The sequence below is a fragment of the Parviterribacter kavangonensis genome (assembly GCF_056863335.1).
On sequence record NZ_JBXPJA010000001.1, the window covers coordinates 2,440,154 to 2,463,706 of the forward strand.

22 protein-coding genes, 1 tRNA gene and 1 pseudogene are annotated in these 23,553 nt (G+C 72.9%); 11 read left to right on the top strand and 13 right to left on the bottom strand.

Annotated elements, in window-relative coordinates; all coding sequences use genetic code 11:
• Positions 1 to 20: 20 nt before the first annotated feature.
• Positions 21 to 275, bottom strand: a complete 255-nt coding sequence (locus AC1UE4_RS12465) for a hypothetical protein (protein WP_482917553.1) — start codon at positions 273 to 275, stop codon at positions 21 to 23.
• Between the two features lie 136 nt (positions 276 to 411).
• Between AC1UE4_RS12465 and AC1UE4_RS12470 the strand changes: the two genes are divergently transcribed.
• Together AC1UE4_RS12470 and AC1UE4_RS12475 are read left to right on the top strand one after the other, a co-directional pair.
• Complete coding sequence (locus AC1UE4_RS12470; RefSeq protein ID WP_482917554.1) at positions 412 to 1,218, top strand: SDR family oxidoreductase; 807 nt, start codon at positions 412 to 414, stop codon at positions 1,216 to 1,218.
• Positions 1,215 to 2,483, top strand: a complete 1,269-nt coding sequence (locus tag AC1UE4_RS12475) for an acyl-CoA dehydrogenase family protein (RefSeq protein ID WP_482917555.1) — start codon at positions 1,215 to 1,217, stop codon at positions 2,481 to 2,483. The genes AC1UE4_RS12470 and AC1UE4_RS12475 overlap by 4 nt, the downstream gene beginning before the upstream one ends.
• Before the next feature lie 42 nt (positions 2,484 to 2,525).
• Here the strand turns inward: AC1UE4_RS12475 and AC1UE4_RS12480 are convergent, their stop codons facing one another.
• Positions 2,526 to 2,891 carry a YidH family protein gene (locus AC1UE4_RS12480; RefSeq protein ID WP_482917556.1) on the bottom strand — a complete coding sequence of 122 codons (366 nt, stop codon included), beginning with the start codon at positions 2,889 to 2,891 and terminating at the stop codon, positions 2,526 to 2,528.
• Between the two features lie 97 nt (positions 2,892 to 2,988).
• Positions 2,989 to 3,909: a DUF5937 family protein gene (locus AC1UE4_RS12485; RefSeq protein WP_482917557.1), complete on the bottom strand. Its 921-nt coding sequence runs from the start codon at positions 3,907 to 3,909 to the stop codon at positions 2,989 to 2,991.
• Between the two features lie 182 nt (positions 3,910 to 4,091).
• Here AC1UE4_RS12485 and AC1UE4_RS12490 point away from each other — a divergent pair, with 182 nt between their 5' ends.
• Positions 4,092 to 5,384 carry an FAD-binding oxidoreductase gene (locus AC1UE4_RS12490; RefSeq protein WP_482917558.1) on the top strand — a complete coding sequence of 431 codons (1,293 nt, stop codon included), beginning with the start codon at positions 4,092 to 4,094 and terminating at the stop codon, positions 5,382 to 5,384.
• Here AC1UE4_RS12490 and AC1UE4_RS12495 read toward each other — a convergent pair.
• From AC1UE4_RS12495 to AC1UE4_RS12505, 3 genes are read right to left on the bottom strand one after another with little or no spacing between them, the layout of a single operon-like run.
• The gene (locus AC1UE4_RS12495; RefSeq protein WP_482917559.1) at positions 5,378 to 6,130 is read right to left on the bottom strand and encodes a sulfite exporter TauE/SafE family protein; all 753 of its coding nucleotides are present in this window, start codon (positions 6,128 to 6,130) and stop codon (positions 5,378 to 5,380) included. The two genes, AC1UE4_RS12490 and AC1UE4_RS12495, sit on opposite strands and share 7 nt — an antisense overlap.
• Entirely contained in the window at positions 6,127 to 6,873 is a 747-nt protein-coding gene (locus AC1UE4_RS12500) for a TetR/AcrR family transcriptional regulator (protein ID WP_482917560.1), read from the bottom strand. Before AC1UE4_RS12500 ends, AC1UE4_RS12495 begins: the two co-directional genes overlap by 4 nt.
• Positions 6,870 to 7,466, bottom strand: coding sequence for a 2-hydroxychromene-2-carboxylate isomerase (locus AC1UE4_RS12505; RefSeq protein WP_482917561.1), 597 nt, complete (start codon positions 7,464 to 7,466; stop codon positions 6,870 to 6,872). The genes AC1UE4_RS12500 and AC1UE4_RS12505 overlap by 4 nt, the downstream gene beginning before the upstream one ends.
• A 31-nt stretch (positions 7,467 to 7,497) precedes the next feature.
• Between AC1UE4_RS12505 and AC1UE4_RS12510 the strand changes: the two genes are divergently transcribed.
• The gene (locus AC1UE4_RS12510) at positions 7,498 to 8,670 is read left to right on the top strand and encodes a nitronate monooxygenase (RefSeq protein ID WP_482917562.1); all 1,173 of its coding nucleotides are present in this window, start codon (positions 7,498 to 7,500) and stop codon (positions 8,668 to 8,670) included.
• 27 nt (positions 8,671 to 8,697) lie between these two features.
• Positions 8,698 to 11,739, top strand: coding sequence for a bifunctional YncE family protein/alkaline phosphatase family protein (locus tag AC1UE4_RS12515; RefSeq protein ID WP_482917563.1), 3,042 nt, complete (start codon positions 8,698 to 8,700; stop codon positions 11,737 to 11,739).
• Here AC1UE4_RS12515 and AC1UE4_RS12520 read toward each other — a convergent pair.
• The 6 genes and pseudogenes from AC1UE4_RS12520 to AC1UE4_RS12545 form a co-directional block, all read right to left on the bottom strand.
• Complete coding sequence (locus tag AC1UE4_RS12520) at positions 11,736 to 12,011, bottom strand: hypothetical protein (RefSeq protein WP_482917564.1); 276 nt, start codon at positions 12,009 to 12,011, stop codon at positions 11,736 to 11,738. The genes AC1UE4_RS12515 and AC1UE4_RS12520 overlap by 4 nt on opposite strands.
• A gap of 3 nt (positions 12,012 to 12,014) precedes the next feature.
• Entirely contained in the window at positions 12,015 to 12,878 is an 864-nt protein-coding gene (locus tag AC1UE4_RS12525; RefSeq protein WP_482918237.1) for an alpha/beta hydrolase, read from the bottom strand.
• Between the two features lie 405 nt (positions 12,879 to 13,283).
• Positions 13,284 to 14,261: pseudogene (locus AC1UE4_RS12530) on the bottom strand (NAD(P)/FAD-dependent oxidoreductase); the annotation flags it as partial.
• Positions 14,262 to 14,432: 171 nt separating this feature from the next.
• Positions 14,433 to 14,506: transfer RNA gene (locus AC1UE4_RS12535), tRNA-Pro, on the bottom strand.
• Positions 14,507 to 14,520: 14 nt separating this feature from the next.
• A complete protein-coding gene (locus AC1UE4_RS12540; protein WP_482917565.1) occupies positions 14,521 to 14,772 on the bottom strand; it encodes a hypothetical protein in 252 nt (83 codons plus the stop codon).
• A gap of 58 nt (positions 14,773 to 14,830) precedes the next feature.
• Complete coding sequence (locus AC1UE4_RS12545) at positions 14,831 to 16,447, bottom strand: RNA polymerase sigma factor (RefSeq protein ID WP_482918238.1); 1,617 nt, start codon at positions 16,445 to 16,447, stop codon at positions 14,831 to 14,833.
• Positions 16,448 to 16,528: 81 nt separating this feature from the next.
• Here AC1UE4_RS12545 and AC1UE4_RS12550 point away from each other — a divergent pair, with 81 nt between their 5' ends.
• The 6 genes from AC1UE4_RS12550 to AC1UE4_RS12575 all read left to right on the top strand — a co-directional run bounded on the left by AC1UE4_RS12550 (position 16,529) and on the right by AC1UE4_RS12575 (position 22,282).
• Positions 16,529 to 17,290, top strand: a complete 762-nt coding sequence (locus AC1UE4_RS12550) for a Nif3-like dinuclear metal center hexameric protein (protein ID WP_482917566.1) — start codon at positions 16,529 to 16,531, stop codon at positions 17,288 to 17,290.
• A gap of 111 nt (positions 17,291 to 17,401) precedes the next feature.
• Positions 17,402 to 17,578, top strand: coding sequence for a hypothetical protein (locus tag AC1UE4_RS12555; protein WP_482917567.1), 177 nt, complete (start codon positions 17,402 to 17,404; stop codon positions 17,576 to 17,578).
• 160 nt (positions 17,579 to 17,738) lie between these two features.
• The gene (locus AC1UE4_RS12560) at positions 17,739 to 19,538 is read left to right on the top strand and encodes an AMP-dependent synthetase/ligase (protein ID WP_482917568.1); all 1,800 of its coding nucleotides are present in this window, start codon (positions 17,739 to 17,741) and stop codon (positions 19,536 to 19,538) included.
• Between the two features lie 46 nt (positions 19,539 to 19,584).
• Positions 19,585 to 20,064 carry a hypothetical protein gene (locus AC1UE4_RS12565; RefSeq protein ID WP_482917569.1) on the top strand — a complete coding sequence of 160 codons (480 nt, stop codon included), beginning with the start codon at positions 19,585 to 19,587 and terminating at the stop codon, positions 20,062 to 20,064.
• A 6-nt stretch (positions 20,065 to 20,070) separates the two neighbouring features.
• Positions 20,071 to 21,210 (top strand): pyridoxal phosphate-dependent aminotransferase, encoded by a 1,140-nt coding sequence (locus AC1UE4_RS12570; protein WP_482917570.1) that lies wholly within the window; start codon positions 20,071 to 20,073, stop codon positions 21,208 to 21,210.
• Positions 21,191 to 22,282: a S1 family peptidase gene (locus AC1UE4_RS12575; protein ID WP_482917571.1), complete on the top strand. Its 1,092-nt coding sequence runs from the start codon at positions 21,191 to 21,193 to the stop codon at positions 22,280 to 22,282. Before AC1UE4_RS12570 ends, AC1UE4_RS12575 begins: the two co-directional genes overlap by 20 nt.
• 7 nt (positions 22,283 to 22,289) lie before the next feature.
• Here AC1UE4_RS12575 and AC1UE4_RS12580 read toward each other — a convergent pair whose 3' ends face one another.
• Positions 22,290 to 23,549: a patatin-like phospholipase family protein gene (locus AC1UE4_RS12580; protein WP_482917572.1), complete on the bottom strand. Its 1,260-nt coding sequence runs from the start codon at positions 23,547 to 23,549 to the stop codon at positions 22,290 to 22,292.
• Positions 23,550 to 23,553: the final 4 nt, after the last annotated feature.

Genomic DNA, 23,553 nt, shown 5'->3' on the forward strand with positions numbered 1-23,553 from the left:
CTCCCGCGCCGTCCTGACGGCTAGAGCGGCCAGAGACCGGGCGGCGGCATCCCCTCGTCGAGGAGGTCGCCGCCGATCTCGAGGCGCAGCGCCTGGTCCGGGGAGAGGACCACTTCGCGCTGCGCACCGCACGCGGGGCACGTGCAGTCGGCAGTGGCGTCGTCGTTCGCGCCGTGCAGCTCCCACTCGACGTCGTGCAGGCACTGCGGGCAGGCGAGCGATGCGCGGACGAGCATGTCGGGGTCCTGCGGGAGGAACGTCGCGACCTCTGCCATGTGCGCACGGTACTCCCCGGATCGCAGGCGGTGAACCCCCCGAACGGGCGGTCCGTCGACACCGCTTGGCGACGGCTCCAGCGCTCCCCCCGCGCGAGCGCCGCCCGGCCGCCGACCCGCAGTAGGGTGCCCGGCGATGGAGCTGCGCGACGCGGTGGTGGTCGTCACCGGCGGGGCGTCCGGGATCGGGCGCGCGCTGGCTCGGCGTGCCGTCGCCGAGGGCGCTCGCGGCGTCGTGGTCGCCGACCTCGACGGCGACGGCGCGGCGCGGGTGGCCGACGAGCTGGGAGAGCGCGCGGCGGGCATCGCCGTCGACGTCTCCTCCGCCGACGACAACCGCAGGCTCGTCGACCTCGCGGAGACGCAGTTCGGCCCCATCGACCTCTTCTGCGCGAACGCCGGCGTCGGCGGCGGGTCCGGCCTCGACGAGGGCTGGGAGCTCGCGCTCGGCGTCAACGTCATGGCGCACGTGCACGCGGCGAAGCTGCTCGTTCCCCGGTGGCTCGAACGCGGGCGCGGCTACTTCCTCAGCACGGCCAGCGCGGCGGGCCTGCTGACGCAGATCGGCAGCGGCCCGTACTCCGTCTCCAAGCACGGAGCGGTCGCGTTCGCCGAGTGGCTCAGCGTCACGTACGGCGACCGCGGCATCGGCGTCAGCTGCCTCTGCCCGATGGGCGTCAACACGCCGCTGCTGACGAGCGGCTTCGAGCCCGAGAACGAGAACGGCCGCACCGCCGGCGACGTCGTCGCCGCCGCGGGCGCCGTGATCGAGCCCGACGACGTCGCCGACGCCGTCGTCGACGCCCTGCGCGCCGAGCGCTTCCTGATCCTTCCGCATCCCGAGGTCCTCACGTTCTTCCAGCGGAAGGCGACCGACTACGACCGATGGCTGGCCGGCATGCGCCGCCTGCAGAACCAGATCTTCGGAGGCACGACCACATGAACTTCGAGCAGACCGATCGCGGCAAGGAGTTCCAGGAGCGCCTCCAGGCGTTCATGGACGAGCGCGTCTACCCCGCCGAGCCCGTCTACGAGGAGCAGATGCGCGCGGCGGACACGCCGCACTACCAGGCGCCGGTCCTCGAGGAGCTGAAGGAGGAGGCGCGTCGCCGCGGCCTGTGGAACCTGTTCCACCCGCATCCCGAGTGGGGCCCCGGGCTGACGAACGCGGAGTACGCGCCGCTCGCCGAGATCATGGGCCGGTCGATCCACCTCGCGCCCGAGGCGACGAACTGCTCGGCGCCGGACACGGGGAACATGGAGGTGCTGACGGTCTTCGGCACCGACGAGCAGAAGGAGCGGTGGCTGCGGCCGCTGCTCGACGGCGACATCCGCTCCGCGTTCGGGATGACCGAGCCGGCGGTCGCCAGCTCGGACGCCACGAACGTCCAGCTCTCGATCAAGCGCGAGGGCGACGAGTACGTGCTCAACGGGCGCAAGTGGTGGACGTCGAACGCACTGCACCCGAACTGCAAGATCATGATCGTGATGGGCAAGACGGACCCGGACGGTCCGCGCCATCGCCAGCAGTCGCAGATCCTCGTCCCGATCGACACGCCCGGCGTGACGGTCATGCGGAACCTCAACGTGTTCGGCTACACGGACAAGGAGGGGCACGCCGAGGTCGACTTCGACGACGTGCGCGTGCCGGTCTCGAACCTCATCGCCAACGAGGGCGACGGGTTCCTCATCGCGCAGTCGCGGCTCGGCCCGGGCCGCATCCACCACTGCATGCGCTCGATCGGCGTCGCGGAGCGCGCGCTGGAGATGATGTGCCAGCGCGCCTCGAGCCGCGTGACGTTCGGCAAGGAGATCGCGCGGCGGGCGAACATCCAGGACTGGATCGCCGAGTCGCGGATCGAGATCGACATGGTCCGGCTGCTGTGCCTGAAGGCGGCGTGGATGATGGACACGGTCGGCAACCGCGAGGCGCGCACGGAGATCGCGGCGATCAAGGTCGCCGCGCCGAACGTCGCGGCGAAGGTCGTCGACCGCGCGATCCAGGTCCACGGCGCCGGCGGCGTCTGCCAGGACTTCCCCCTCGCGCAGATGTACGCGGGGCTGCGGACGCTGCGGCTCGCCGACGGTCCGGACGAGGTCCACAAGATGACGATCGCGCGGTGGGAGCTCGCCCGGCACGCGCCGCGCGAGGGCGACCAGAACGGCGGCAAGCCCGCCGCCGACAGCGCCGCCGCACCCGCCCGCTAGGCGCGCCACCTCCGCGCCCCCGTTCCTCTCCTTGCTGCCTCGTCAGGCGGCGAGGATGAGGACGACGGTGGCGAGGCCGAGCGCGCCGGTCACGAGCCCGAAGCCCCACATCGCGCGGTCGTCGAGCGGCGCCCACTTCCCTTCGCGCAGCGCCCGGTCGACGGTCCGGCCGCGCGCGAGGCCGTACATGATGATCCCGAGCCCGAGCAGCCCGTAGGCGGCGCCGAGCGCCTTGTAGCCCCACGCCTCGTCGTCGCGCAGCTCCGGGAGGATCCGGCCGATCGCCAGCGCGACCGCGAGGACGGTCAGGCCGGTGCGCAGCCAGGCGAGCACGGTCCGCTCGGCGGCAAGCGATGTGCGTCGGGTGGCGTCGCCCATCTCGTCGAAGCCGGCGGGGCGCTTGGGCATCGGGGGCGGCTCGTCGATCATCGCCGGCCCTTCCAGGTCTCTTCGCGCGCCTCCGCAGCCATCGCGAGAAGTCTTGCGGTTCTCATGAGCGACCGCTTCACAGCAGCGCGTCGGCGGCCGGCGTCCGTGCGTAGAGCACGAGCCGGCCGTCGCGCTGCGAGGTCACGAGGCCCGCGGCCTTCAGGCGGCCGAGGTGCTGTGACGCCCCTCCCGGCGTGAGGCCGAGGCGGCGGGCGAGCTCGGTCGTCGAGCGGGGCGCGTCGAGGGCGGCGAGGAGGTCGGCGCGGGTCCGGCCCAGCACGGCGGCGAGCGCATCCGGCGCCGACGCGCCCGGCTCCCACAGGGTCCCGACCCCGCGCGCCGGGTAGACCGTCGTCGGCTGCCACGGAGGCGACGTGATGACCGCGACGCGCTCCCACATGAACGCCGACGGCATGAGCACGAGGCCACGGCCTTCGAGCGGCACGTCCTCGGTCCAGCGGTGCTCGATGTCGACGCGGTCGCCCGTCCAGCGGACGGTGTGGTGCAGGTCGGCGAAGAGCTTCGCCGGCCCGCCCTCGGTGATCCGCCGCGCGCGGTAGGCGATGTCGGCCTCGAGGAACGCGCGGATGCGCGGCCAGTGCGGCTCGATCGCGACCTCCCAGTACGCGGCCAGCGCGTCGGCCAGCCGGCCGACCTCGCGGCGCGGGTGGTCGAGGAACGGCTGGGCGACCTTCGGGCCGTCGCGGTGGCGGCGGCGGAAGATGTCCATGCCGCCGCGGATCTGGGCGATCGGCGTGCGCCGGATGCGCTCGAGCTCCTCGTGCACGTCCTCGAACGGCCCTCCCGGTGGCGGCGTGAGGAAGTCGGGCGAGTAGCCGCGCGGCCGCGTGAGCGCGAGCGCCGGCCCGAGGTCGAGCCCGCGCAGCCTGCCGCTCAGGCCGCGCAGCCACGGCAGGTGGATCCCCGCCTCGGCTGGGTCGCGGATCGCGTGCATGCTCGCGTGGAGCTCCCACGTCGGAGACACCGCGAACCGCATCCGCGCGAGGTCGTCGACGGTGAAGAAGAAGCGGACGATTCACGTGAGACTAAATCGATCGACGGCTCGCGTCGAGCGCGGGACCGTGGTCCCATGCTCCACACCACCACCCTCACCACCGTCGTCACCCACGGCCGCGTCCCCCGCCGCCACCCCCGCCCGCGCATCGTCCGGAGCGCCCGGTGACCACCCTCCTCCATGGCCGCGCCGCCGGACTTGATCTCATCCGCCGGCGGGACCCGCGCTACGACGCGGCGCGCGCCGCGTGGAACTCCTCCGTCGACCAGCGGCCGTCGGCGGTCGCGGTGCCGGAGGACGCCGCCGAGGTCGAGGCGTTCGTCCGGGAGGCGGTCGCCGCCGGGCTGCACGTCGTGCCGCAAGGCACCGGCCATCGCGCCGGCCACCTGCCCGACCTCCGCGGCACGGTGCTGCTGCGGACGTCGCGGCTGCGGTCGATCTCGATCGACCCGGAGGCGCGGATCGCCCGCGTCGGCGCCGGCGTCGAGTGGCGCGACGTCACCGCCGCGGCGGCGGAGCACGGCCTCGCCGCGCTTGCCGGCTCGTCCCCCGACGTGGGCGTCGCGGGGTACGTGCTCGGCGGCGGGATCAGCTGGCTCGCGCGCCGTCACGGCCTGGCTGCGAACCACGTCCGCGCGCTCGAGGTCGTCCTGGCCGACGGACGGCGCGTGCGCTGCAGCGCCGACGAGGAGCCGGTGCTCTTCTGGGCGCTCCGCGGAGGCGGCGGCGGGTTCGGCGTCGTGACGGCGCTCGAGCTCGAGCTCTTCCCGCTCACCGAGGTCGAGGCCGGGATGCTCGTGTTCCCGTTCGCGCGGGCCGACGAGGTCCTCGGCGCGTGGCGCGAGTGGACCGCCGGCGTGCCCGACGAGGTGACGTCGATCGGCCGCCTGCTGCGCCCGCCGGGGGCGCCGCCGATGGCGATCGTCGAGGTCGCGTCGCTGCTGCCCGCGGGCGAGACGGCGGAGCTGCTGGCGACGCTGCGCGCGCTCGGGCCGCTGCGCGACACCGTCGCCGCGACGTCGATGACGGCGCTGAGCGCGCTGCACATGGATCCGCCCGGCCCGTCGGCGGGGACGATCGGGCACTCCCTGCTCGACGAGCTCGACACGCACACGATCTCCGTGGCGGTCGACGCCGTCGCCGCGTCGTCGCTCGTGTCGTTCGAGATCCGTCACCTCGGCGGCGCGATCGGCCGCCCGGCCCCGGGCGGCGGAGCGCTCGACCACATCCCGTCGCCGTTCTCCACGCTCGCCCTCGGCGCGTCGCCCGGCGTCCGGGCCGACCTCGCCCGCCTCCGCGAAGCGCTCGCGCCGTGGGCGAGCAGCCGCGCCTACGTGAACTTCGTCGAGAGCCCGGAAGACCGCAAGCCGCTCCACGACCCGATCACCGCCGGCCGCCTCGCGATGCTCCGCCACGCGTTCGACCCGCGCGGTCTCTTCGCCGTCGATCGCTACTGAGCCACCAGCTGGGCGATCGCCGCCATGCCGACGACGACGATCAACGCGCGCAGGGCGGCGGGCGGGAGGCGGCGGCCGTACCTCGCGCCGAGCTGGCCGCCGACCGTCGCGCCGATCGCGATGAGGCCGGCGGCGGCCCAGTCGACGTCGGCGACGATCGCGAAGAGGATCCCGGAGACGCAGTTGACGAGCCCCGCGAGGACGTTCTTCAGGGCGTTGAGCCGCTGGAGGTCGTCGGCGACGGCGACGCCGAGGATCGCGAGCAGGATGATCCCCTGCGCCGCGCCGAAGTAGCCGCCGTAGAGGCCGGCGACGAAGACGGCGGCGCGGACGGCGATGCCGTGCTCGGCGCCGCTGTGGCGGTGGTGCTCGAGCCGCCGCGCGAGCCGTGGCTGGAGGACGACGAGCACGAGCGCGATCGCGATGAACACCGGCACGGTCGCGCGGAAGGCGTCCTCCGGCAGCGTCAGCAGCAGGACGCCGCCGAGCACGCCGCCCGCCACCGACGCGACGCCGAGCGTGATCGCCCGGCGCCGCTGCCCGCGCAGCTCGCGCCGGTACCCGATCGCGCCGGACACCGAGCCCGGCACGAGCCCGATCCCGTTCGACACGTTGGCGGTGATCGGCGGGAGCCCGATCGCGAGCAGCGTCGGGAACGTGATCAGCGTCCCGCTTCCCACCACCGTGTTGATCGTCCCCGCGGCCATGCCAGCGAGGAGCACGAGGACCGCTTCGGCGCCGGTCACCGAGCGACCCGGTGGAGGAGCTGGTCGACGGCCGAGGCGACGTGCGCGCGCCGCGTTCGCGCGTCACGGAGATCGCGATCCAGCGCGTGGAGCAGCGTCGCCTCCAGCGCGAGCGGCGCGAACGTCAGCGCGACGAAGAGGAGCACCGCATCCTCGACGGCGAACCGCGCGATGCCGCGGCGCGGCGCGACGCCCCGCAGCGCCGCGAACGCATCGGTCATCGCGGTCGACGCCCGCGGCGTGCGGCGCAGCCGCTCCGCCCCGTCGAGCTCCTCGCGCACGAGCAGCCGCACGAACGCCGGCCGCGCCAGCAGGAAGTCGAGGTAGCCCTCGACCGCCGCCGCCAACGCGGCCTCCAGAGCCTCGCGGCCCTCCGCGCCCTCCGCGCCCTCCGCCTCCTTCGCGCCCTCCGCGGCCTCCGCACCATCCGCGCCTTCCGCGCGCGGCGCGGCCGCACGGCGTCCGTGACCGCCGGCCATCTCCACCCACGCGACGAGCGGCGCGAACGCCTCCGCGGTGGCCTCTTGGCGTGCGGCGAAGACGCGCTCGAGGACGGCGCGGTGGAGCTGGTCCTTCGAGCCGAAGAAGTACGACGGCGTCTGGCGCGAGAGGCCGGCGGCGGCGCCGATGTCGCTGAGGCTCGTGCCGGCGAAGCCGCGCTCGGCGAAGAGCGTCTCGGCGGCGTCGAGGATGGCGGCGCGGCTGCGCTCGGCGTCCCGGACGCGCTCGGCGACGGGTGTCACGCCGCGCCGAGCTCCTCCGACTCGCCGCGCACCGGCGTCCGCGCCTCTTCGAGGCGGTCATCGCCGTAGATGAGGTCGTCGCCGATGCGGAGGGTCGGGACGCCGCGGACGCCGAGGTCGATCGCCGCGGTCGTGCGGCGCTTGAGCTCGTCCTTGATCTCCGGCCGCCCGATCGCCGCCTCGAGCTCGCCGGGCAGGCCGAGCGCCGCGGCGACGTCGGCCAGGACGGCATGGTCGGCGATGTCGCGGCCCTCGGCGAACCCGGCCCGCAGGAGGGCGAGCAGCGCTTCGCGGCCGCGGCCGTGCTCGTCCGCCCACACGACGAGCCGCGACGCATGCAGCGAGTTCGCGGGCCAGCCGCCGGGCCACGTGATCGGCGGGAGCCCGTACGCGGCGGCGCGCCGCTCGACGTCGGCCATGTTCCCCGCGCGCAGGTCCGTGTGGGCCCACGAGCCGCTGCCGCGGACCTGGAAGATCGCTCCGAGGACGACCGTCTCGAAGTGCACCGGCCGGCCGAGCACGTCCTCGACCCGCTCGGCGGCGAGGTACGCGTACGGCGAGGAGGGATCGAGGTAGAGGACCGGCTCGGACATAACTTGACGGTCGACAAGTTATCATCGGCCCATGGCCAGCTCCGTCCTCGACGCGCTGGGCGCGCCGATCATCCAGGCGCCGATGGCCGGCGGGCCGTCGACGCCGCAGCTTGCAGCCGCGGTCGGCGACGCCGGCGGGCTCGGGTTCCTTGCCGCCGGCTACAAGACGGTCGACGCGATGCGCGCCGACATCGCGGCGCTCCGCGAGCTCTCGAGCGCTCCGTTCGCGGTCAACGTCTTCGCCCCCGGCCCCGGTCCGGCCGATCCCGAGGAGGTCGCCCGCTACGCCGACCGCATCCGGCCGGAGGCGGAAGCGGCCGGGGTCGAGCTCGGCGAGCCCCGCTTCGACGACGACGCGTTCGACGCCAAGATCGCGGCGCTCACCGAAGATCCGGTCGCGGCCGTCTCGTTCACCTTCGGCTGCCCGCCGCGAGAGGTCGTCGACGCCCTCCACGCCGCCGGCAGCGAGTCGTGGGTGACGGTGACGACGCCGGACGAGGCGCGCGAGGCAGTCGCCGCGGGAGCCGACGCGCTCGTCGTCCAGGGCACCGAGGCCGGCGGTCACCGCGGAGGGTGGCTCCCTGGCGGAGACGCCGCCGGCCGCGGAGACGCGGTTGGCGGCGGAGACGCGGCGGGCCGCGGAGAAGCGGTTGGCGGCGGAGACGCGGCGGCCCGCGGAGACGCGACTGGCGGTGGCGCCCGCGGCGCGGCGGCCGGCGACCCGGTCGGCGGCGACCTCACGCTCCTCGTCGCCCTCCAGCTCATCGCGGCGACGACGGACGTCCCGCTCATCGCCACCGGCGGGCTCATGACCGGCGGGGCGATCGCCGCGGCGCTCGCGGCGGGCGCGAGAGCGGCGCAGCTCGGGACCGCGTTCCTCCTCTGTCCCGAGGCCGCGACGTCCGCGCCGCACCGCGAAGCCTTGAAGACGAGCGCGCCGACCGCGATCACGCGGGCGTTCTCCGGCCGCGCCGCCCGCGGCATCGTCAACCGCTTCCTGACCGAGCACTCGGACGCCGCGCCGGTCGCGTACCCCGAGGTGCACCACCTGACGACGCCGCTGCGCGCCCATGGCCGCAAGAACGGCGACCCGGACGTCATCAACCTGTGGGCCGGCGAGGCGCACGCGCTCGCGACGGAGGAGCCCGCAGGCGGCCTCGTCCGCCGCCTTCACGAGGCGATCACGCAAGCGTCACACCGTTAGGCGGTGCAGGAGTAGGCTCGCCGCTCCATGAGCCCCTTCCGCGGTGCCGGTCGCCGCTTCCTCGCTGCCGGCCTCGTCCTCCTCGTGACGCTGGGCACCGCGGTCGCCATCGGAGCGATCGACACGAGCAACGACGTCGGGCCGGCGCTGCGCACGACGGTCAACGGCCGCAAGCTCACGCCCTACGGCAAGCTCACGGGACTCGGGAACTTCCCGACGGGCGGCGCCGCCACGCCCGACGGCCGGTTCTACTGGACGGTCTCGACGGGCCGCGGGCTCAACGACGTCCGCATCGTCGACGTCGCCTCCGGCGCGGTCATCCAGACGATCCCGATGCCGGGCGCATCGGGCGGCATCGCGATGGACCCGTCGCAGCCGGTCGCCTACGTCTCGGGCGTCGCCGACTCCAGCCACGCAGACCAGCATGCGCCGAAGGACACCCCGGGGCTCGCGGGCGACACGATCCACGTCTTCCGCTACGACGCAGCCTCCGGCCAGGCGACCCGCGACCGGACGATCGACGTCCCGGTGCCCTCGACCGCTCAGCCGGCGCAGGACTTCCCGCCGAACACGAAGCGCCTGTCGTGGCCCGAGAACCTCGCGATCTCCAAGGACGGCGGGACGCTGCTCGTCGCGCTCAACCTCGCCGACGCCGCCGCGATCATCGACACGAAGACGAACGGCGTCCGGTACGTGCCGACGGGCTCGTACCCGAACGGCGCGGCGATCCTGCCCGACGGCAAGACCGGCCTGGTCTCCAACGAGGCCGCCTCGACGATCTCGGTCGTCGACCTGGCGGGAGCGAGCAAGACGAAGGACATCACCGTCGGCCCCCACCTCTCCCACCCCGAGGCGATCACGCTCGACCCGAAGCAGCCGCGCGCGTACGTCCCGCTCGCCAACTCCGACCAGGTCGTCGTGGTGGACACCGCCAAGCTCGCCGTGGCCAGGACGCTCAGCGTCGAGCGCCCCGAGGGCCTCGGCACCTCCCCCGTCGACGTCGCGGTGACGCCCGACGGCGCGCGGCTGCTCGTCGCCGAGTCGGGAGCCGACGAGATCGCCGTCTTCGCGCTCCCCGGCCATCCGCCCACCGCCGGCGTCGCGACCAAGCGCGTCGTCCGCCCGCGGTCGGTCAAGTCGGTCACGCGCTACCGCAGCCGCCACGCGAAGGCGCGCCGGACGCTGAAGCGCCGCCTCGGCCGGGCGAGCACCGCCAGGCAGCGCCGCGCCGCCCGGCGCGCCTACACACGGACGGAGCGCAAGCTCAAGCGCACGCTCCTCTACGGCCCCACCCGCGAGGCCTGCGCCGGCGCGACGAAGGCGCAGGAACGCCGGTACGTCCGCGGCGTCCTCAACGCGCTCCAACGACGCGCGACCTCGCTCCGCAAGGCGAGGACGAAGAAGCGCCGACGAGCGGTCGAGCGCCGCTTCAAGCGCGACCTGCGCTCCGCCCGCCGCGTGCTCCCCCAGTTCACGCCGTGCGGCGGGCTGGGCGCCGGCGGGGGCACCGACTACGCGCGTGTGGGAGCGATCCCGACGGCGTCGCAGCCCATGGCCGTCACCGCGACGGCCGGCGGCAAGCTGCTCTACGTGTCGGCGAAGGCGCTCGGCACCGGGCCGAACCCGGACGGCCCGCGCCCCGACCAGCCGACCGACTCCGACGACGCGATCGGCTCGACGCAGTACCTGCCGCTGCAGGTCAACGGCGCCGCGGGCATCGGAGCCATGCCGACCGACGCGCAGATCGCGAAGCTCACGCCGACCGCCGACGGCCAGGTCAAGCCGCGCAACGCGCAGGACGCTCCGCCCGGCACGCCGCTGCGCGCGGACGGGCCGATCAAGCACGTCTTCTACGTCGTCAAGGAGAACCGCACCTACGACCAGATCCTCGGCGACGACCCGCGCGGCGACGGCGATCCGAAGCTGACGCTGTTCGGCAAGGACATCACGCCGAACCAGCATGCGCTCGTCGAGCGCTTCCCGCTGCTCGACCACCTCTACGCGAACTCCGAGGCGTCGATCGACGGCCACTTCTGGACGAGCGCCGGCACCGTGCCGGACTACGTCAACCGCACGTGGTGGCAGAACTACGCCGGCCGCGGGCGCCCGTACGACATGCCGGTGTACGCGGTGGCGTGGCCGATGAACGGGTTCCTGTTCGACCAGGCCGGCCGCCAGGACATCAGCTACTTCAACTACGGCGAGGCGGTCGCGGGGAACATCCCGCTGCCCGACAAGGACCGCAACGCCGCCGACCAGCAGGCGGTCACCGAGAAGTTCGCCAACTCCGACATCCAGCCGGGGATCGGGACGCAGTGCTACGCGAACTCCGGCTCGATCGGCGTCGACATCATCACCCGCCAGACCGTGTTCGACACGACCCCGCCGGCCGGCGCGCCGCTCGCCTCGGAGTCGCGCTTCGACTGCTTCAAGCAGCGGTTCACGCAGCAGATCGCGACGAACAGCGTGCCGTCGTTCAACTACCTCGTGCTGCCGAACGACCACACGCGCGTGCTGACCGGCGGCGCGTACACGCCGCGCGCGATGGTGGCCGACAACGACGAGGCGCTCGGTCGCATCGTCGACCTCATCTCCCACTCGTCCGTCTGGAAGTCGTCGGCGATCTTCGTCGTCGAGGACGACTCCCAGGACGGCGCCGATCACGTCGACGCGCACCGCATCCCGGCGTTCGTCATCTCGCCGTACACCAAGCGCGGCGCGGTGGTGCACACGCGGTACGACTTCCCGAGCGTCCTGCGGTCGATGGAGCTCATCCTCGGCATGAAGCCGCTCGGCTTCCAGGACGCGATGGGCGTGCCGATGTACGACGCGTTCCAGCCGACGCCGCACTCGACCGAGCCGTTCACGTTCATCCCGGCGAAGGCGAACCTGCTCGAGACGAACCCGACCACGGGTGCGGGCGCGCGTGCCTCGGCGCGGCTGCCGAGCGGCCTCGACCAGATGTCGCAGCGCTCCGCCGACGCGCTGCTGTGGAAGTCGGTCCACGGCTGGGACTCACAGCCCCCGCCGCCGGGTCCGAACGCCGAGGGCGAGGACGACGACGACTAGTCGCGCCGCTGGGCGGCGCCGCCGAAGAACGAGCCGACGTCGATCAGGAACGCGAGGACGACGAAGAACCACTCGAACGTCGTGACGTGGTGGCCGGAGCCCCAGTCCCAGAACGCGACGTACGAGAGCGTCGTCCACGGCAGCAGGAAGAACCCGAGGATCGAGACGGCGGCGCTGTCGATCGCGCGCCCGATGACGTCGTCGAAGATCCACAGCAGGAACAGGACGAGCCGCGGCGAGATCAGCGCCAGCAGCGCCAGGAGGCAGCCCATGGCTCAGGCGGCGCCGGTGGCGACGAAGCGCTGGATGAACGAGAGCGCGCGTTCGGCGACCTCGCGCCAGCCGCTGTCGATCACGAGCGCGTGCCCGCGGCCCGACAGCTCGTCGATCTCCGTCACGCCCTCGTTGCGCTTCTGCTTCTTGTACGCCGCGTTCGTGAGCGCCCACGGCACCGTGTTGTCCTTCTCGCCCGAGATCAGCAGCAGCGGCCCGCGATCGCCCGTCTGCGTGTCGACCTTCGTCTCGCCGCCGGGCTTCACGTTCGCGAACGCGGCCTGGAAGAGCGGGCGGCCGGGCGCGGGAACGACGAACTCCGCGTAGAGCGCGCGCGCCTCCTCCTCGCTCACCGCGTTGGCGAACGCGTAGCGGAACTGGTCGAACGTGAGCGCGACGGCGCGCGTGCGGTTGCGCGGGTCGCGTAGCACGGGTGAGCTGGCCTTCAGCGCCGAGAGCGGCAGCGGCAGCACGCCCTTGAACGGCGCCGGGTCGATCGCGACGGTCGCCGCGGAGAGCCCGCGGCCGGCGATGATCTGCGCCAGCAGCCCGCCGAACGAGTGCCCGACCACGGCCGGCGTCGAGTCGAGCCGGCCGATGAGCGCGGCGACGTGGTCGGCGACCTTGCCGACGCTCTGCTCGTTGAACGCCTCGGGGTGCGCGTTCGCCTGCGCGACGGTCTCGGGATCGCCGGGCCAGGAGGCGGTGACCGGCGCGAAGCCGGCGTCGGCGAACAGCATCGCCCAGCGGTCCCAGCTCGACCGGAGCAGCCAGAGCCCGTGGATGAAGACGACCGGGGGGCGGCCGCTCGCGTTGGCGTGCTCGATCTGCGCGTGCTCGTCCTGCTGGACCGCGATGGTCGCCATCCCGTCCGTCCTCCCGTTCGCGCCGGCTCCGGTGCGCCGATCATCGCCCGATCGGCGCACCGGATGCAACAACGGGTCAGGAGGGCGGGCTCGCCGGCGGCGGATCTGGTTCGCCGCGACCTCGCGCGCCTCGCGGAGCATCGCGGTGCGCTCGCCGCGGCGGTCGCGGAGGGCCTCGGCGAGGACGCTCGCCAGCGTGTCCGGCGGCACGAGCTGCGACGGCGGCAGGTCGCGGTTCAGGACCTTCAGGAGGCCGCCGGCGAGGTCGTGGTCGGCGACCATGCGGCGCTGGACCGCGCGCAGGAGCGGCGGCGTCTCGCCCGCCGCGCCCATGTCGTGGGCGAACCAGTACATCTCCCACGCGTCGGCGTCGCGCCAGCGCCACCACTCGTGCAGCACCCGGTCCGCGTCGCCGTTCGCCAGGCCGCGCCCGATCGCCGGCGCCAGCGCCTCGACCTGGCGCAGGGCGTCCGAGATCCCCTGGCCGGGCGTCGGGTCCTTGAAGTGGCCGGCGTCGCCGACGAGCACCCACCCGGGGCCGGCGGACGGGCGGAAGAAGCCGCCGAGGTTCGCCATCGTCCGCAGCGGCCCGTCGCGCTCGAGCCCGTCGACCGCGGCGTCGAGCTCCGGCCACGCCCGGATGCCCTCCGCGAACACGCCCTCCCGGTCGGCGCGGATCTCGTCGCGGCGCGTCACCGAGGGGCACGCCGCCACGAGCGTCAACCCGCCGTCGGTCGGCATCACGAGGTACGCGTAGTCGCCCCGCTTGCCGAACCACAGCGCCCCGCCCGACGGATCGCCGGCGACGTAGGTCCACATGAACACGCGGCCGTTGCCGGTGCAGTGGTGCTCACGAGCTCCCACCATCCGCGCGACGGCCGAGCGCCTCCCGTCCGCACCAACCACCAGCCGCGCTCGCAACGTCCCATCAGCCGTCACCACCCCGCCGACCCGCCCGTCCGAGACGACCAACCCGGTCACCGGCGTCTCCGTCCGCACCTCGGCCCCGGCCGCAGCGGCCGCGTTCAGCAGCACCTCGTCGAGCGCGGGCCGCCGCACGCTCAGCGCCCCGCCGCCGATGATCGACGCGACGTCGTCGAAGACCACCTCCCCGTCATCGAAGACCACCCGGCCCCGCAGCATCGGAGGAGCGAGCGCCAGCAGCTCGTCGAGCACGCCGACCCGCCGCAGCACCTCAACCCCGACGGCCTGGATCCCATGCGTCGACAGCGTGTCGCTCGGGAACGAGTCCTTGTCCACCACACAAACGCGCAGCCCCGCCCGAGAAAGCAGCGTGGCCAGCGGAGCCCCCGCACACCGCCCACCGACCACGACGACATCGAAGAGGTCACTCGCCACGGAGACGACCGAGGATCCCACCATCACCCGGAGAGCGCGGCGCTAGCCGCGCCCGAGCCCCAAGCGAGGGGCGCCGCGCCCCGATCGCTCGTCGTTCGATCGCCGGTCCTGCTCGTGAGCATGAGTCGGGATAGGCCGCCAGGCCATCCCGAGCTCATAGCGAGCCCAGCAGGATCCGGCGAGAAACGACGAGCATCGGGGCGCCCGGATTTGAACCGGGGACCTCACCGACCCGAACGGTGCGCGCTACCAGGCTGCGCCACGCCCCGAGGCGGCTGGGAGTCTATCGAGCGTCCGGGGGCTCGCTGGCGACCGCTCGGTAGTACCGGACGGCGAGGCCGGTGACGAGGGTCTGGAAGGCGGATTGGACCGAGATGCCCTCGCGGCCGGCCCAGTGCTCGAGGCCGTGTTCCTCGATCTCGACGCTCTGGTCGACGACGTCGTCCATGAGCTCGGGGTGCTGGTCGGCGAAGAACGCGCCGATCGAGTAGAGCGAGCTGTCGGTCAGCGACGAGAGGAAGTCATCCCCGGGCACGACCGTGGATTCAACCATCCGGCGCGGCCGCGGCGGCCGGAAGACCGGTGCCGCCGGCTCAGCCGCCGCCGAGGAGGTCGCCGGCCGCGTCGGTGACGGTGTCGACGGTGGAGTCGACGGTCTCGGTGGCCTTGGAGGTGTCGGTCGCGGTCGCGTCGGTCACGCCGCTGACGGCGTCGGTGACGTCCTCGGTCGCCGGGAGCGCCGCGGTGCTCTGCGGGAGCTGGATGCCGCCGCCGCTGCCGCCGCTCGTCGTGCCGGTCGAGCCGCTGCCGCTCGTGCCGCCGGACGGCTGGAGCAGCCGGCTGACGGTGTCGCTGCCGTCGCTGCCGGTGCCCGACGTGCTCGTCGTGGTGGCGGAGCCCGCGGTCTCGGTGACCGTCGCGGTGGCGCCGCCGGCGGCCGTGTCGACGGTGCCGGACCCGGAGGAGCCCGAGGAGCCGCTCTTGGACGTCGTGCCGCTCTTCGAGGTTGACGAGCCCTTCGTTCCGGCCGACCGGCTCAGCGACGAGCCGCTCGACCCGCTGCCGCCGGCGATCCGGCCGGACGCGCCGGTGATCGCGGCGACCTGGCGCGCGCCCTGCGCGCGCTGCTCGGTGCCGTCGCTGTCGGACCCGACGCGCTCGGCGAGCGAGGCGCCGCCGCCCAGCGCGGAGGCGATGCTGCCCGGACCCTGGGTCGCGACGCCCGCGCCGACCCCGGCCAGCGCGATCGTCGCGGCGGTCGCGGCGGCCTTGCTCCAGCCGGAGACCATCGAGGGGTCGACCGAGCCGACGTGCAGCGACCAGCTGGCGAGCGCCGACCCGTCGGGGCCGCCGGCGGCCACGGCGTCCTCGCCGCCCCACCGCTTGCGCAGGAACGCGGGAAGCGGCAGCAGCGCGGCGATCTTCGCGCGCACCGGGCGATGGACGAGCAGCTCGTTGTCGAGTCCGGACACCCGCGCGTGGCGCAGGCACGGCTGGCAGTAGGAGACGTGGCGGGCCAGGCGCTTGCGGTCGCGGGCGCCGAGCGTCCCGGCGCCGGCCGCGGTGATGATCGCCTGGACGCGCTGGCAGCGCTCGCCGGTGACGAGCTCCTCGTACTCCTCGGTCAGCCGCCGGCGCGCGCGGAAGAGGGTGCTCTCGACGGCGGGCCGCGTCATGTCCAGCCGCTCGCCGATCTCGCGGTACGAGAGACCCTCGAGCTCGCGCATCACGAGGATCTGGTGGTGCGTCTCCGACAGGCCGCCGAAGGCGCCGCGCAGCTGGTCGAGCTGCTGCTTGTTCTCGAAGGCGACCTCGGGCGCGGGGTCCTTCGTCACGAGCCGGCCGTAGTCGGCGGAGCCGAGGCCTTCCTCGGCGTCGTAGGAGACCTCCTCGGCACGGCGCGACCGGCGGAACTGGTCGATGCACGCGTTCTTGGCGATCTCGTAGATCCACGGCTTGAAGGCGATCGGGCGGTCCGTCTCGCGCATGCGGCGCAGCGCGGACATGAAGACGTCCTGGGTGATGTCCTCCGCGCGGGCGTGGTCGTGGACCATCCCCTGGATGTAGCTCGCGATGCGCCGGTGGTAGCGCGTGTAGAGCCGCTCGAAGGCGCGGTCGTCCCCCGAACGGACGCCCGCGACGAGCTCGTGATCTGATGTGTCCTCAGCGTCCCGCTTCAGAGACGGGACCGTCTGCGCCGTCGTAGCGATGGCTCATTCCCCCAAATGGTGGTCCACATCCCATGGACCGCCGCCCGTGTCCAACAGAACTGTAGCGTTCACCAGACCCAGGTGCTCGTCCTCGACATCATCTCAGACCTTGATCGGCAACTCGCCGGTTCGACTTTCGCCGACTTCGGCCCGAACGGACTGCAAGTACCCGGAACACGGGAGCCGGTACGCAAAGTCGCCACGGCGGTCTCCGCGAACGTGGAGACGATCGAGCGGGCGGTCGCCGAGGGCGCCGACCTCCTTCTGGTGCATCACGGTCTCTTCTGGGAGGGGATGCCGCGCCAGATCGACCGGACGATGTACGCGCGCCTGCGCCCGCTCTTCGCCAGCGGCATGGCGCTGGCCGCCTACCACCTGCCGCTCGACGGCCATCCCGAGCACGGCAACAACGCCCTGCTCGCCGCCGCGCTGGGCTGTGAGAGCACGGAGCCCTTCGCCGACCACAAGGGACAGGCGATCGGCCGGGCCGGACGCCTGCCCGGCGACGGACTGACGACGGACGAGCTCGTCGCGCGCGTGCGCGAAGTGACGGAACGCGACCCGCTCCACTTCGCCTTCGGCCCCGATCCGGTCCGCTCGATCGCGATCGTCTCGGGCGCCGGCTCGGGGTACCTCGCGGACGCCATCGCGGCCGGCTACGACGCCTTCCTGACGGGCGAGCCGAGCGAGCGAGACATGGCCGTCGCGCGCGAGGGCGGCATCCACTACCTCGCGGCCGGCCACTACGCCACGGAGACCTTCGGGATCCGCCGGCTGGGCGAGCTGCTCGCGGCGCAGCACGGCCTCGAGCACGTCTTCCTCCCGGATCCGAACCCGATCTGACCGTTGCTTCCCGGTCCTTCCGGGCTCGCGGAGCGAACGCACTCGACTTCGTCCGGAAGATCCGTAACATGTGCGCAACGTCGCAAACGACCCTGAGGAGGGGCCACACCAATGGCAAATCACCTCACCCCGACGGAGCTCGCCCGCGAGTCCGGTCTGGAGCGCCGGGACGTCATCGCGAAGTGCATGAAACTCGGGGTGCCCATCTTCCAGGGACGCATCGACAAGACCCTCTTCCTCGCGAGCTTGCGCGAGGCCGACACAGTCGAAGTGCCGCTCAAGGTCTAGCCACCGACGGCTGAACGAGACCGGGTCCCTGGTGCGGCGCTTCCGCCGCACCACACCGGACCGGTTCGCACCCCCTCCGCTCCACACGGCGCCCCGCGGCGCTTAGACTCGCCCCTCGAGGGGCCCGGAACACCCGGGTTACGAGGAGGAGAGGAGATCCATGGAGGCCAGCACAGCGCCGGAGACGCGTCAGTCGACCGGCTCGACGACGATCGCCGATCTGCTGCCGAAGGCGGCCGAGCGCTACGCCGACAAGGTCGCGGTCAAGCACAAGGACCCCGCCAGCGGCGAGTGGAAGGACGTCACGTTCCGCGAGGTCGGCGAGATCGTGTTCGAGATCGGCCGCGGGCTGATCGACCTCGGCATCCAGCCGGGCGACCGCGTGTCGCTGCTGTGCAACACCCGGCCCGAGTGGACGTACGCGGACTTCGGGATCTCGACCGCCGGCGCGGTGGTCGTCCCGATCTACCCGACGAACTCCCCCGAGGAGTGCCAGTGGGTCGCGGGCAACTCCGACTCCGTCGCGATCGTCTGCGAGGACGCCTCGCAGGTGGCGAAGGTCGTCGAGGTCCGCGGCGAGCTGCCGCAGCTCGAGCACGTCATCGTCATCGACCCCAGCGGCGACACGGCCGACGCGATCAGCCTCGACGAGGTCCGCGAGCGCGGGCGCGGTCGCGACGTCGCCGAGCTGCTCCAGCGCGCCGAGGCCGTCAAGAAGGACGACCCGTTCACCTTCATCTACACGTCCGGCACGACCGGGCCGCCGAAGGGCTGCGTCCTCAGCCACGGCAACTACCGCGCGATCGTCGACTCGGTCGGCGAGCGGGGGCTGCTGGGCGAGGAGGGCGATCTCACCTACCTGTTCCTCCCCCTCGCCCACGCGTTCGCGCTGCTCATCCAGCTGGCGTCGTTCGACACCGGCGCGCCGATCGCGTACTTCGGCGGCGACACGAAGGCGATCATCCCGGAGCTCTCCGAGGTCAAGCCGACGTACCTGCCGTCGGTGCCGCGCATCTTCGAGAAGCTCTTCACGATGGCGCAGGGCAACCTGCAGCCCGAGCAGATCGAGGGCATCCGCAAGATCGGCGGGAAGGTCAAGGACCTCGAGGTCGCGGGCGAGCCGATCCCCGAGGACCTGCAGAAGCAGTGGGAGCCGCTCGCTCCCGTCGCCCAGTTCGTGCAGAACCTGTTCGGCGGGCGCCTGCGCGAGGCCACGACGGGCGCGGCGCCGATCGCCCCCGAGATCCTCGAGTTCTTCTGGGGCTGCGGGATCCCGGTGCTCGAGGGCTACGGCATGACCGAGACCTCGACGGCGGCGACGACGTCGCGGCCGGACGCGCACAAGTTCGGCACGGTCGGCAAGGCCCTGCCCGGCGTGGAGATCAAGATCGCCGACGACGGCGAGATCCTCATCAAGGGCCCGAACATCTTCAAGGGCTACTACAAGAACGCGGACGCGTCGTTCGGCGCGGTCGAGGACGGGTGGCTGCACACGGGCGACCTCGGGTCGCTCGACGACGAGGGCTACCTCTCGATCACCGGCCGCAAGAAGGACATCATCATCACCGCGGGCGGCAAGAACCTGACGCCGGCGAACTTCGAGAACGACCTCAAGCAGTCGCGCTGGGTGTCGCAGTGCGTCATGCACGGCGACCGCCGGCCGTTCCCCGTCGCGCTCGTCACGCTCGACGAGGAGGAGATCCTCCCGTGGGCCGAGCAGCAGGGCCTGCCGAAGGACATCAAGGCGCTGGTGGACGAGCCGAAGGTGCGCGAGCTGATCCAGGCCGAGGTCGACCGCGCGAACAGGCGGCTCGCCCAGGTGGAGCAGGTCAAGAAGTTCGTGATCCTCGATCACGACCTCTCCCAGGAGACCGGTGAGCTGACCCCGACGCTCAAGGTCAAGCGCAACGTCGTCAACGAGAAGTACGCGGAGCTGTTCGATCAGCTGTACACCGGCTGATCGAACCGCGCAGGCCGCGGGGCCCACACGGGTACCCTGAGCCCCGATGCGGACGGATCCGACCGACAACGGCGGCCTCTTCGTCGGCCGCAGGCCCGGCACGGCTCCGGTTCACTACGGCGCGGCCCCGGAACGGCGCGAGAGCGGTGGCCAGCGTGTCGTCGACACGCTGGTCGCATGGCTCATCGCCGTCGTGATGGTGATCGTCGCCGCGTCGTGCTGGGGCCCGATCCCGCTGGCGTGGCTGTGGATCTGCGGGCGCATCAACTACGAGACGGGCTCGGTCTTCATGGCGATCTTCATCGCCTTCGTCGGGATGATCCTGACGATGATGGCGGTGCTGTCGCTCGTGAAGCGGCTCGATCAGTTCTGGATCCTCGTGCGCCGCGCCGGCGGCCACGATCAGCGCACCGGCATCATCGGTCCCGTCTTCGCCGTCGCGGCGATCATCGGCGCCACCGCGTTCACGATCTGGCTCATCTTCATCGCCGGCCTCGGTCCGACGTTCGCTCCGTCGGGTTCGTAGGACCCGGTGGGCCTGCTCGACTACTACCGGCAGTTCCAGGGGCTCTCGCAGGAGGAGGTGGGCCGCCAGCTGCGCGAGCAGGCCGACGAGCGCAAGCAGCGCGAGCTCGAGCGCGTAGAGCCGCTCGACCTCTCGCGCACGACGTGGCCGGGCCTGCCGCACCACTACATCGTCAACGCCATCACGTACGCGGCGCGCAAGGGACTGCACCGCTACGTCGACCCGCGCGCGGGCGCGCTGCGGCGCGAGATCGCCGACCGGCACGGCGTCGCCCCCGACCAGATCGTGGTCGGCAACGGCGCGGCGCAGCTGCTCGATGCCGCGGCGGGCGCGCTGATGGAGCCCGGCGACGAGCTCGTCACGCCGTGGCCGTCGTACTCGCTCTATCCGATCATGGCCCGCCGGTCGCACGGCCACCCCGTTCCCGTGCCGGGCTTCTCGGTCGAGGCGGTGCTGCGCGCGGTCAACGACCGCACCCGGCTCGTGGTGCTGTGCAACCCGAACGACCCGACGGGCGAGCTGATCGGCGCCGACGAGATGGCGTCGCTGCTCGACCGGCTGCCCGAGCGCGTCGTGACGCTCGTCGACGAGGCGCTCGTCGACTACGTGACCGCACAGCCCGTCGACGCGACCCTCGCGCTGCTCGAGCGCCACGACCGCCTGCTCGTGTTCCGGTCGTTCTCGAAGGCATGGGGCCTCGCCGGCCTGCGCTGCGGGTACGCGGTCGGCAGCCCGGAGGCCGGGTCGCTGCTCACCCAGCTCGAGCCGGACCTCGGCGTCAACGACCTCGCCCAGCAGGGCACGCTCGAGGCGCTGCGGGCGATCGAGGGTCAGGTGCGCGGCCGTGCGCATCAGGTGGCCGAGCAGCGCGAGCGCGTCGTCGCCGAGCTGCGCGGCACCCCGTACGAGGTCGGCGAGAGCCAGGCGAACGTGCTGTGGCTGCGGCTCCCCGGCGTCGACGGCGCCGAGCTGACCGCCCGCCTCGACCGCCACGCCAGCGTCATCGTCCAGCCCGGCGGCGCGATCGGCGAGCCGGACTTCATCCGCGCCTCGGTGCACCTCCCCCAGCACGCCGATCGGCTGCTGCGCGCGCTCGAGCTGGCGGCCGAAGAGGGGACGGGCCGCAATGGCGCGTCGGGCCACTAGCGCGCTCCTCGCCGCGCTGGCCGTCATCGCCCTCCCGGGGGAATGGGCATCGGCGAAGGCGCCGCCGCGGGCCCACGCGTCCGTCGTCGGCGGCCAGGCGGCGCCGAAGGGCCGCTACCCGTGGATGGTCGCGCTGTCGCGCGGCTGCGGCGGCACGCTGATCGCGCCCGACCGCGTCCTCACCGCCGGCCACTGCGTCGAGGACATGCGGATCACCGAGCTGCGCGTGTACGTCGGCGCCTTCGCCCGCCAGCGCGGGACGTACCGCTACGACGGCGTCGAGGCCGAGCCGGTCGACGTCGCGACGCATCCCGGCTACCGCTCGCTGGAGGGCGGCGGGCCGGAGAACGACGTCGCGGTCATCCGCCTCGCGGAGCCGGTCGAGGGCATCACGCCGGTGAAGCTGGCCACGCGCGGGCAGACGCCGCTCTTCTCCGGCGGCAAGCTCGCCGACGTCATCGGCTGGGGCGTGACGCGCACGGACCTGCGCAACGCGCCGCTGGCGACGGGGCTGCGCCGCGGCCGTCTGCGGATCCTCCCGTCGACGACCTGCAGGCGCATCTACGGGCGCGACCAGACCTACCGCAGCGGCTCGATGCTGTGCGCGCGGAGCGCGAAGCTCAAGCGGCGGCCGAACACGTCGCCGTGCCTCGGCGACAGCGGCGGCCCGCTCGTGATCGGCGGCGACGTCCAGGTCGGCATCGTCAGCTTCGGCATCTCGTGCGGCGCGCTGCACGAGCCGACCGTCTTCACCCGCGTCGCGGCCATGCGCTCGTTCATCGACGCTGCCGGCCCGGTGTGGGCGCCGCAGGCGCTCGGCCGGCCCCAGATCATCGGCGACGTGCGGCCCGGCGCGGTCGTGACCTGCCAGCCGCCCGAGTGGCGCAACCCGGTCGACCGGATCACCTACCGCTGGGGCCTGAACGGCGTGCTCGTCGCCACGGGCCGCAGCGTGCGCGTGACGTCGAGCGCGGCGGGCCGCAACCTCCAGTGCCGCGCGGTCGCGGCGAACGACGGCGGCGAGACGCCCGGCCCGGCGTCGCCCGCGGTCCGCGTTCCCGCCGGCCGCTGAGCGGGCGCTACTCCGACGCGCTCTGCCGCAGCAGAGCGCCGGTGGTCTGCTCGAGGATCTTGCGCCAGGCGCGCGTCTTCTCGCGCTCGACGGCGAAGTGCTTGACGACCTTGCGCACGCGGGTGGCCGAGATCTGGATGCCGTGGCGCTCGCAGACCTCCTGGAAGCTCTCGTAGTCCGACGCGAGCTTCAGCGTCACCGACTGGAAGCCGTGCTTGGCGATCTGCACGCGCTTCGTGTAGTTCATGATCGACGTCTGGAACATCAGCTCGTCGTTCGGCTCGGGCTCGATGAGCACGATGTCGACGCCGGGGTACCGCGCCTCCCAGCTGCGCGCCATCTCGTGCAGGCGCTGGTAGGCCATGAGCTTGAACGTCTGGTAGCCGATCTGCGGCAGCCCCATGTCGGAGACGCGCCGCGGCCGCGATCCGAACATGCCGCCGGTGCGCTTCGAGAAGTCGTTGACGAACGGGACCAGCGGGTTGACGACGACGATGAACTTCGCCCCCGCCTCGACCGCGACGTCGATGTTCGTCGTCGAGACGATGCCGCCGTCGACGAGCTCGCGGCCCTTGACCTCGGCGGGCGCGTAGACCATCGGCAGCGCGGTCGATGCGCGGACCGCCGTCGAGATCGGCACGTCGTCCCAGCCCTCCTGGCCGAAGACGATCCGCTCGCACGTGTCGAGGTCGGTCGCGACGAGGTAGAGCTCGGGCTCCAGCACGCGGAAGTCGTCGGAGCGGTCGGGGTCGGACAGGACCTGGCGCAGGTAGCGCTCCATCCCCCCGCCGCTGTAGATGCCGGACGGCAGCGCTTCGCCGAGCCCGAGCACCACGTCCATGAGCGACACCTGGCCGAGCTGCGGCGCCAGGTCGCGGGCCATCGAGAGCAGCTTGAGCGGCAGCGTGAGCCCCTGCTTGGCGTACTCGACGTAGTTCGGACGCAGCAGCGTGCCGAGGTCGATGTCCTTGAACGGCGTCGGCACCTGCTGGTTGACGACGCGCATCATCTCCTCGGGCGAGACGCCGTTGGCGGCGAGCGAGGCGACGAACGAGCCGGCCGAGGTGCCGACGTAGACGTCGAACTGGTTGACCGTCTTGTTGACCGAGAGGAGGTCGAGCGCCCGGAGCGCCCCGATCTCGTAGACGGCGCCCGTGAAGCCGCCGCCGCCGAGGACCAGCGCGGTCTTCGAGCGCCGCTGCCGGCGGCGCGTCGACTCGCCCTTCCCCTTCGGCCGCTTGCGGTCCAGCTCGACGACCTTGCCCATGGCA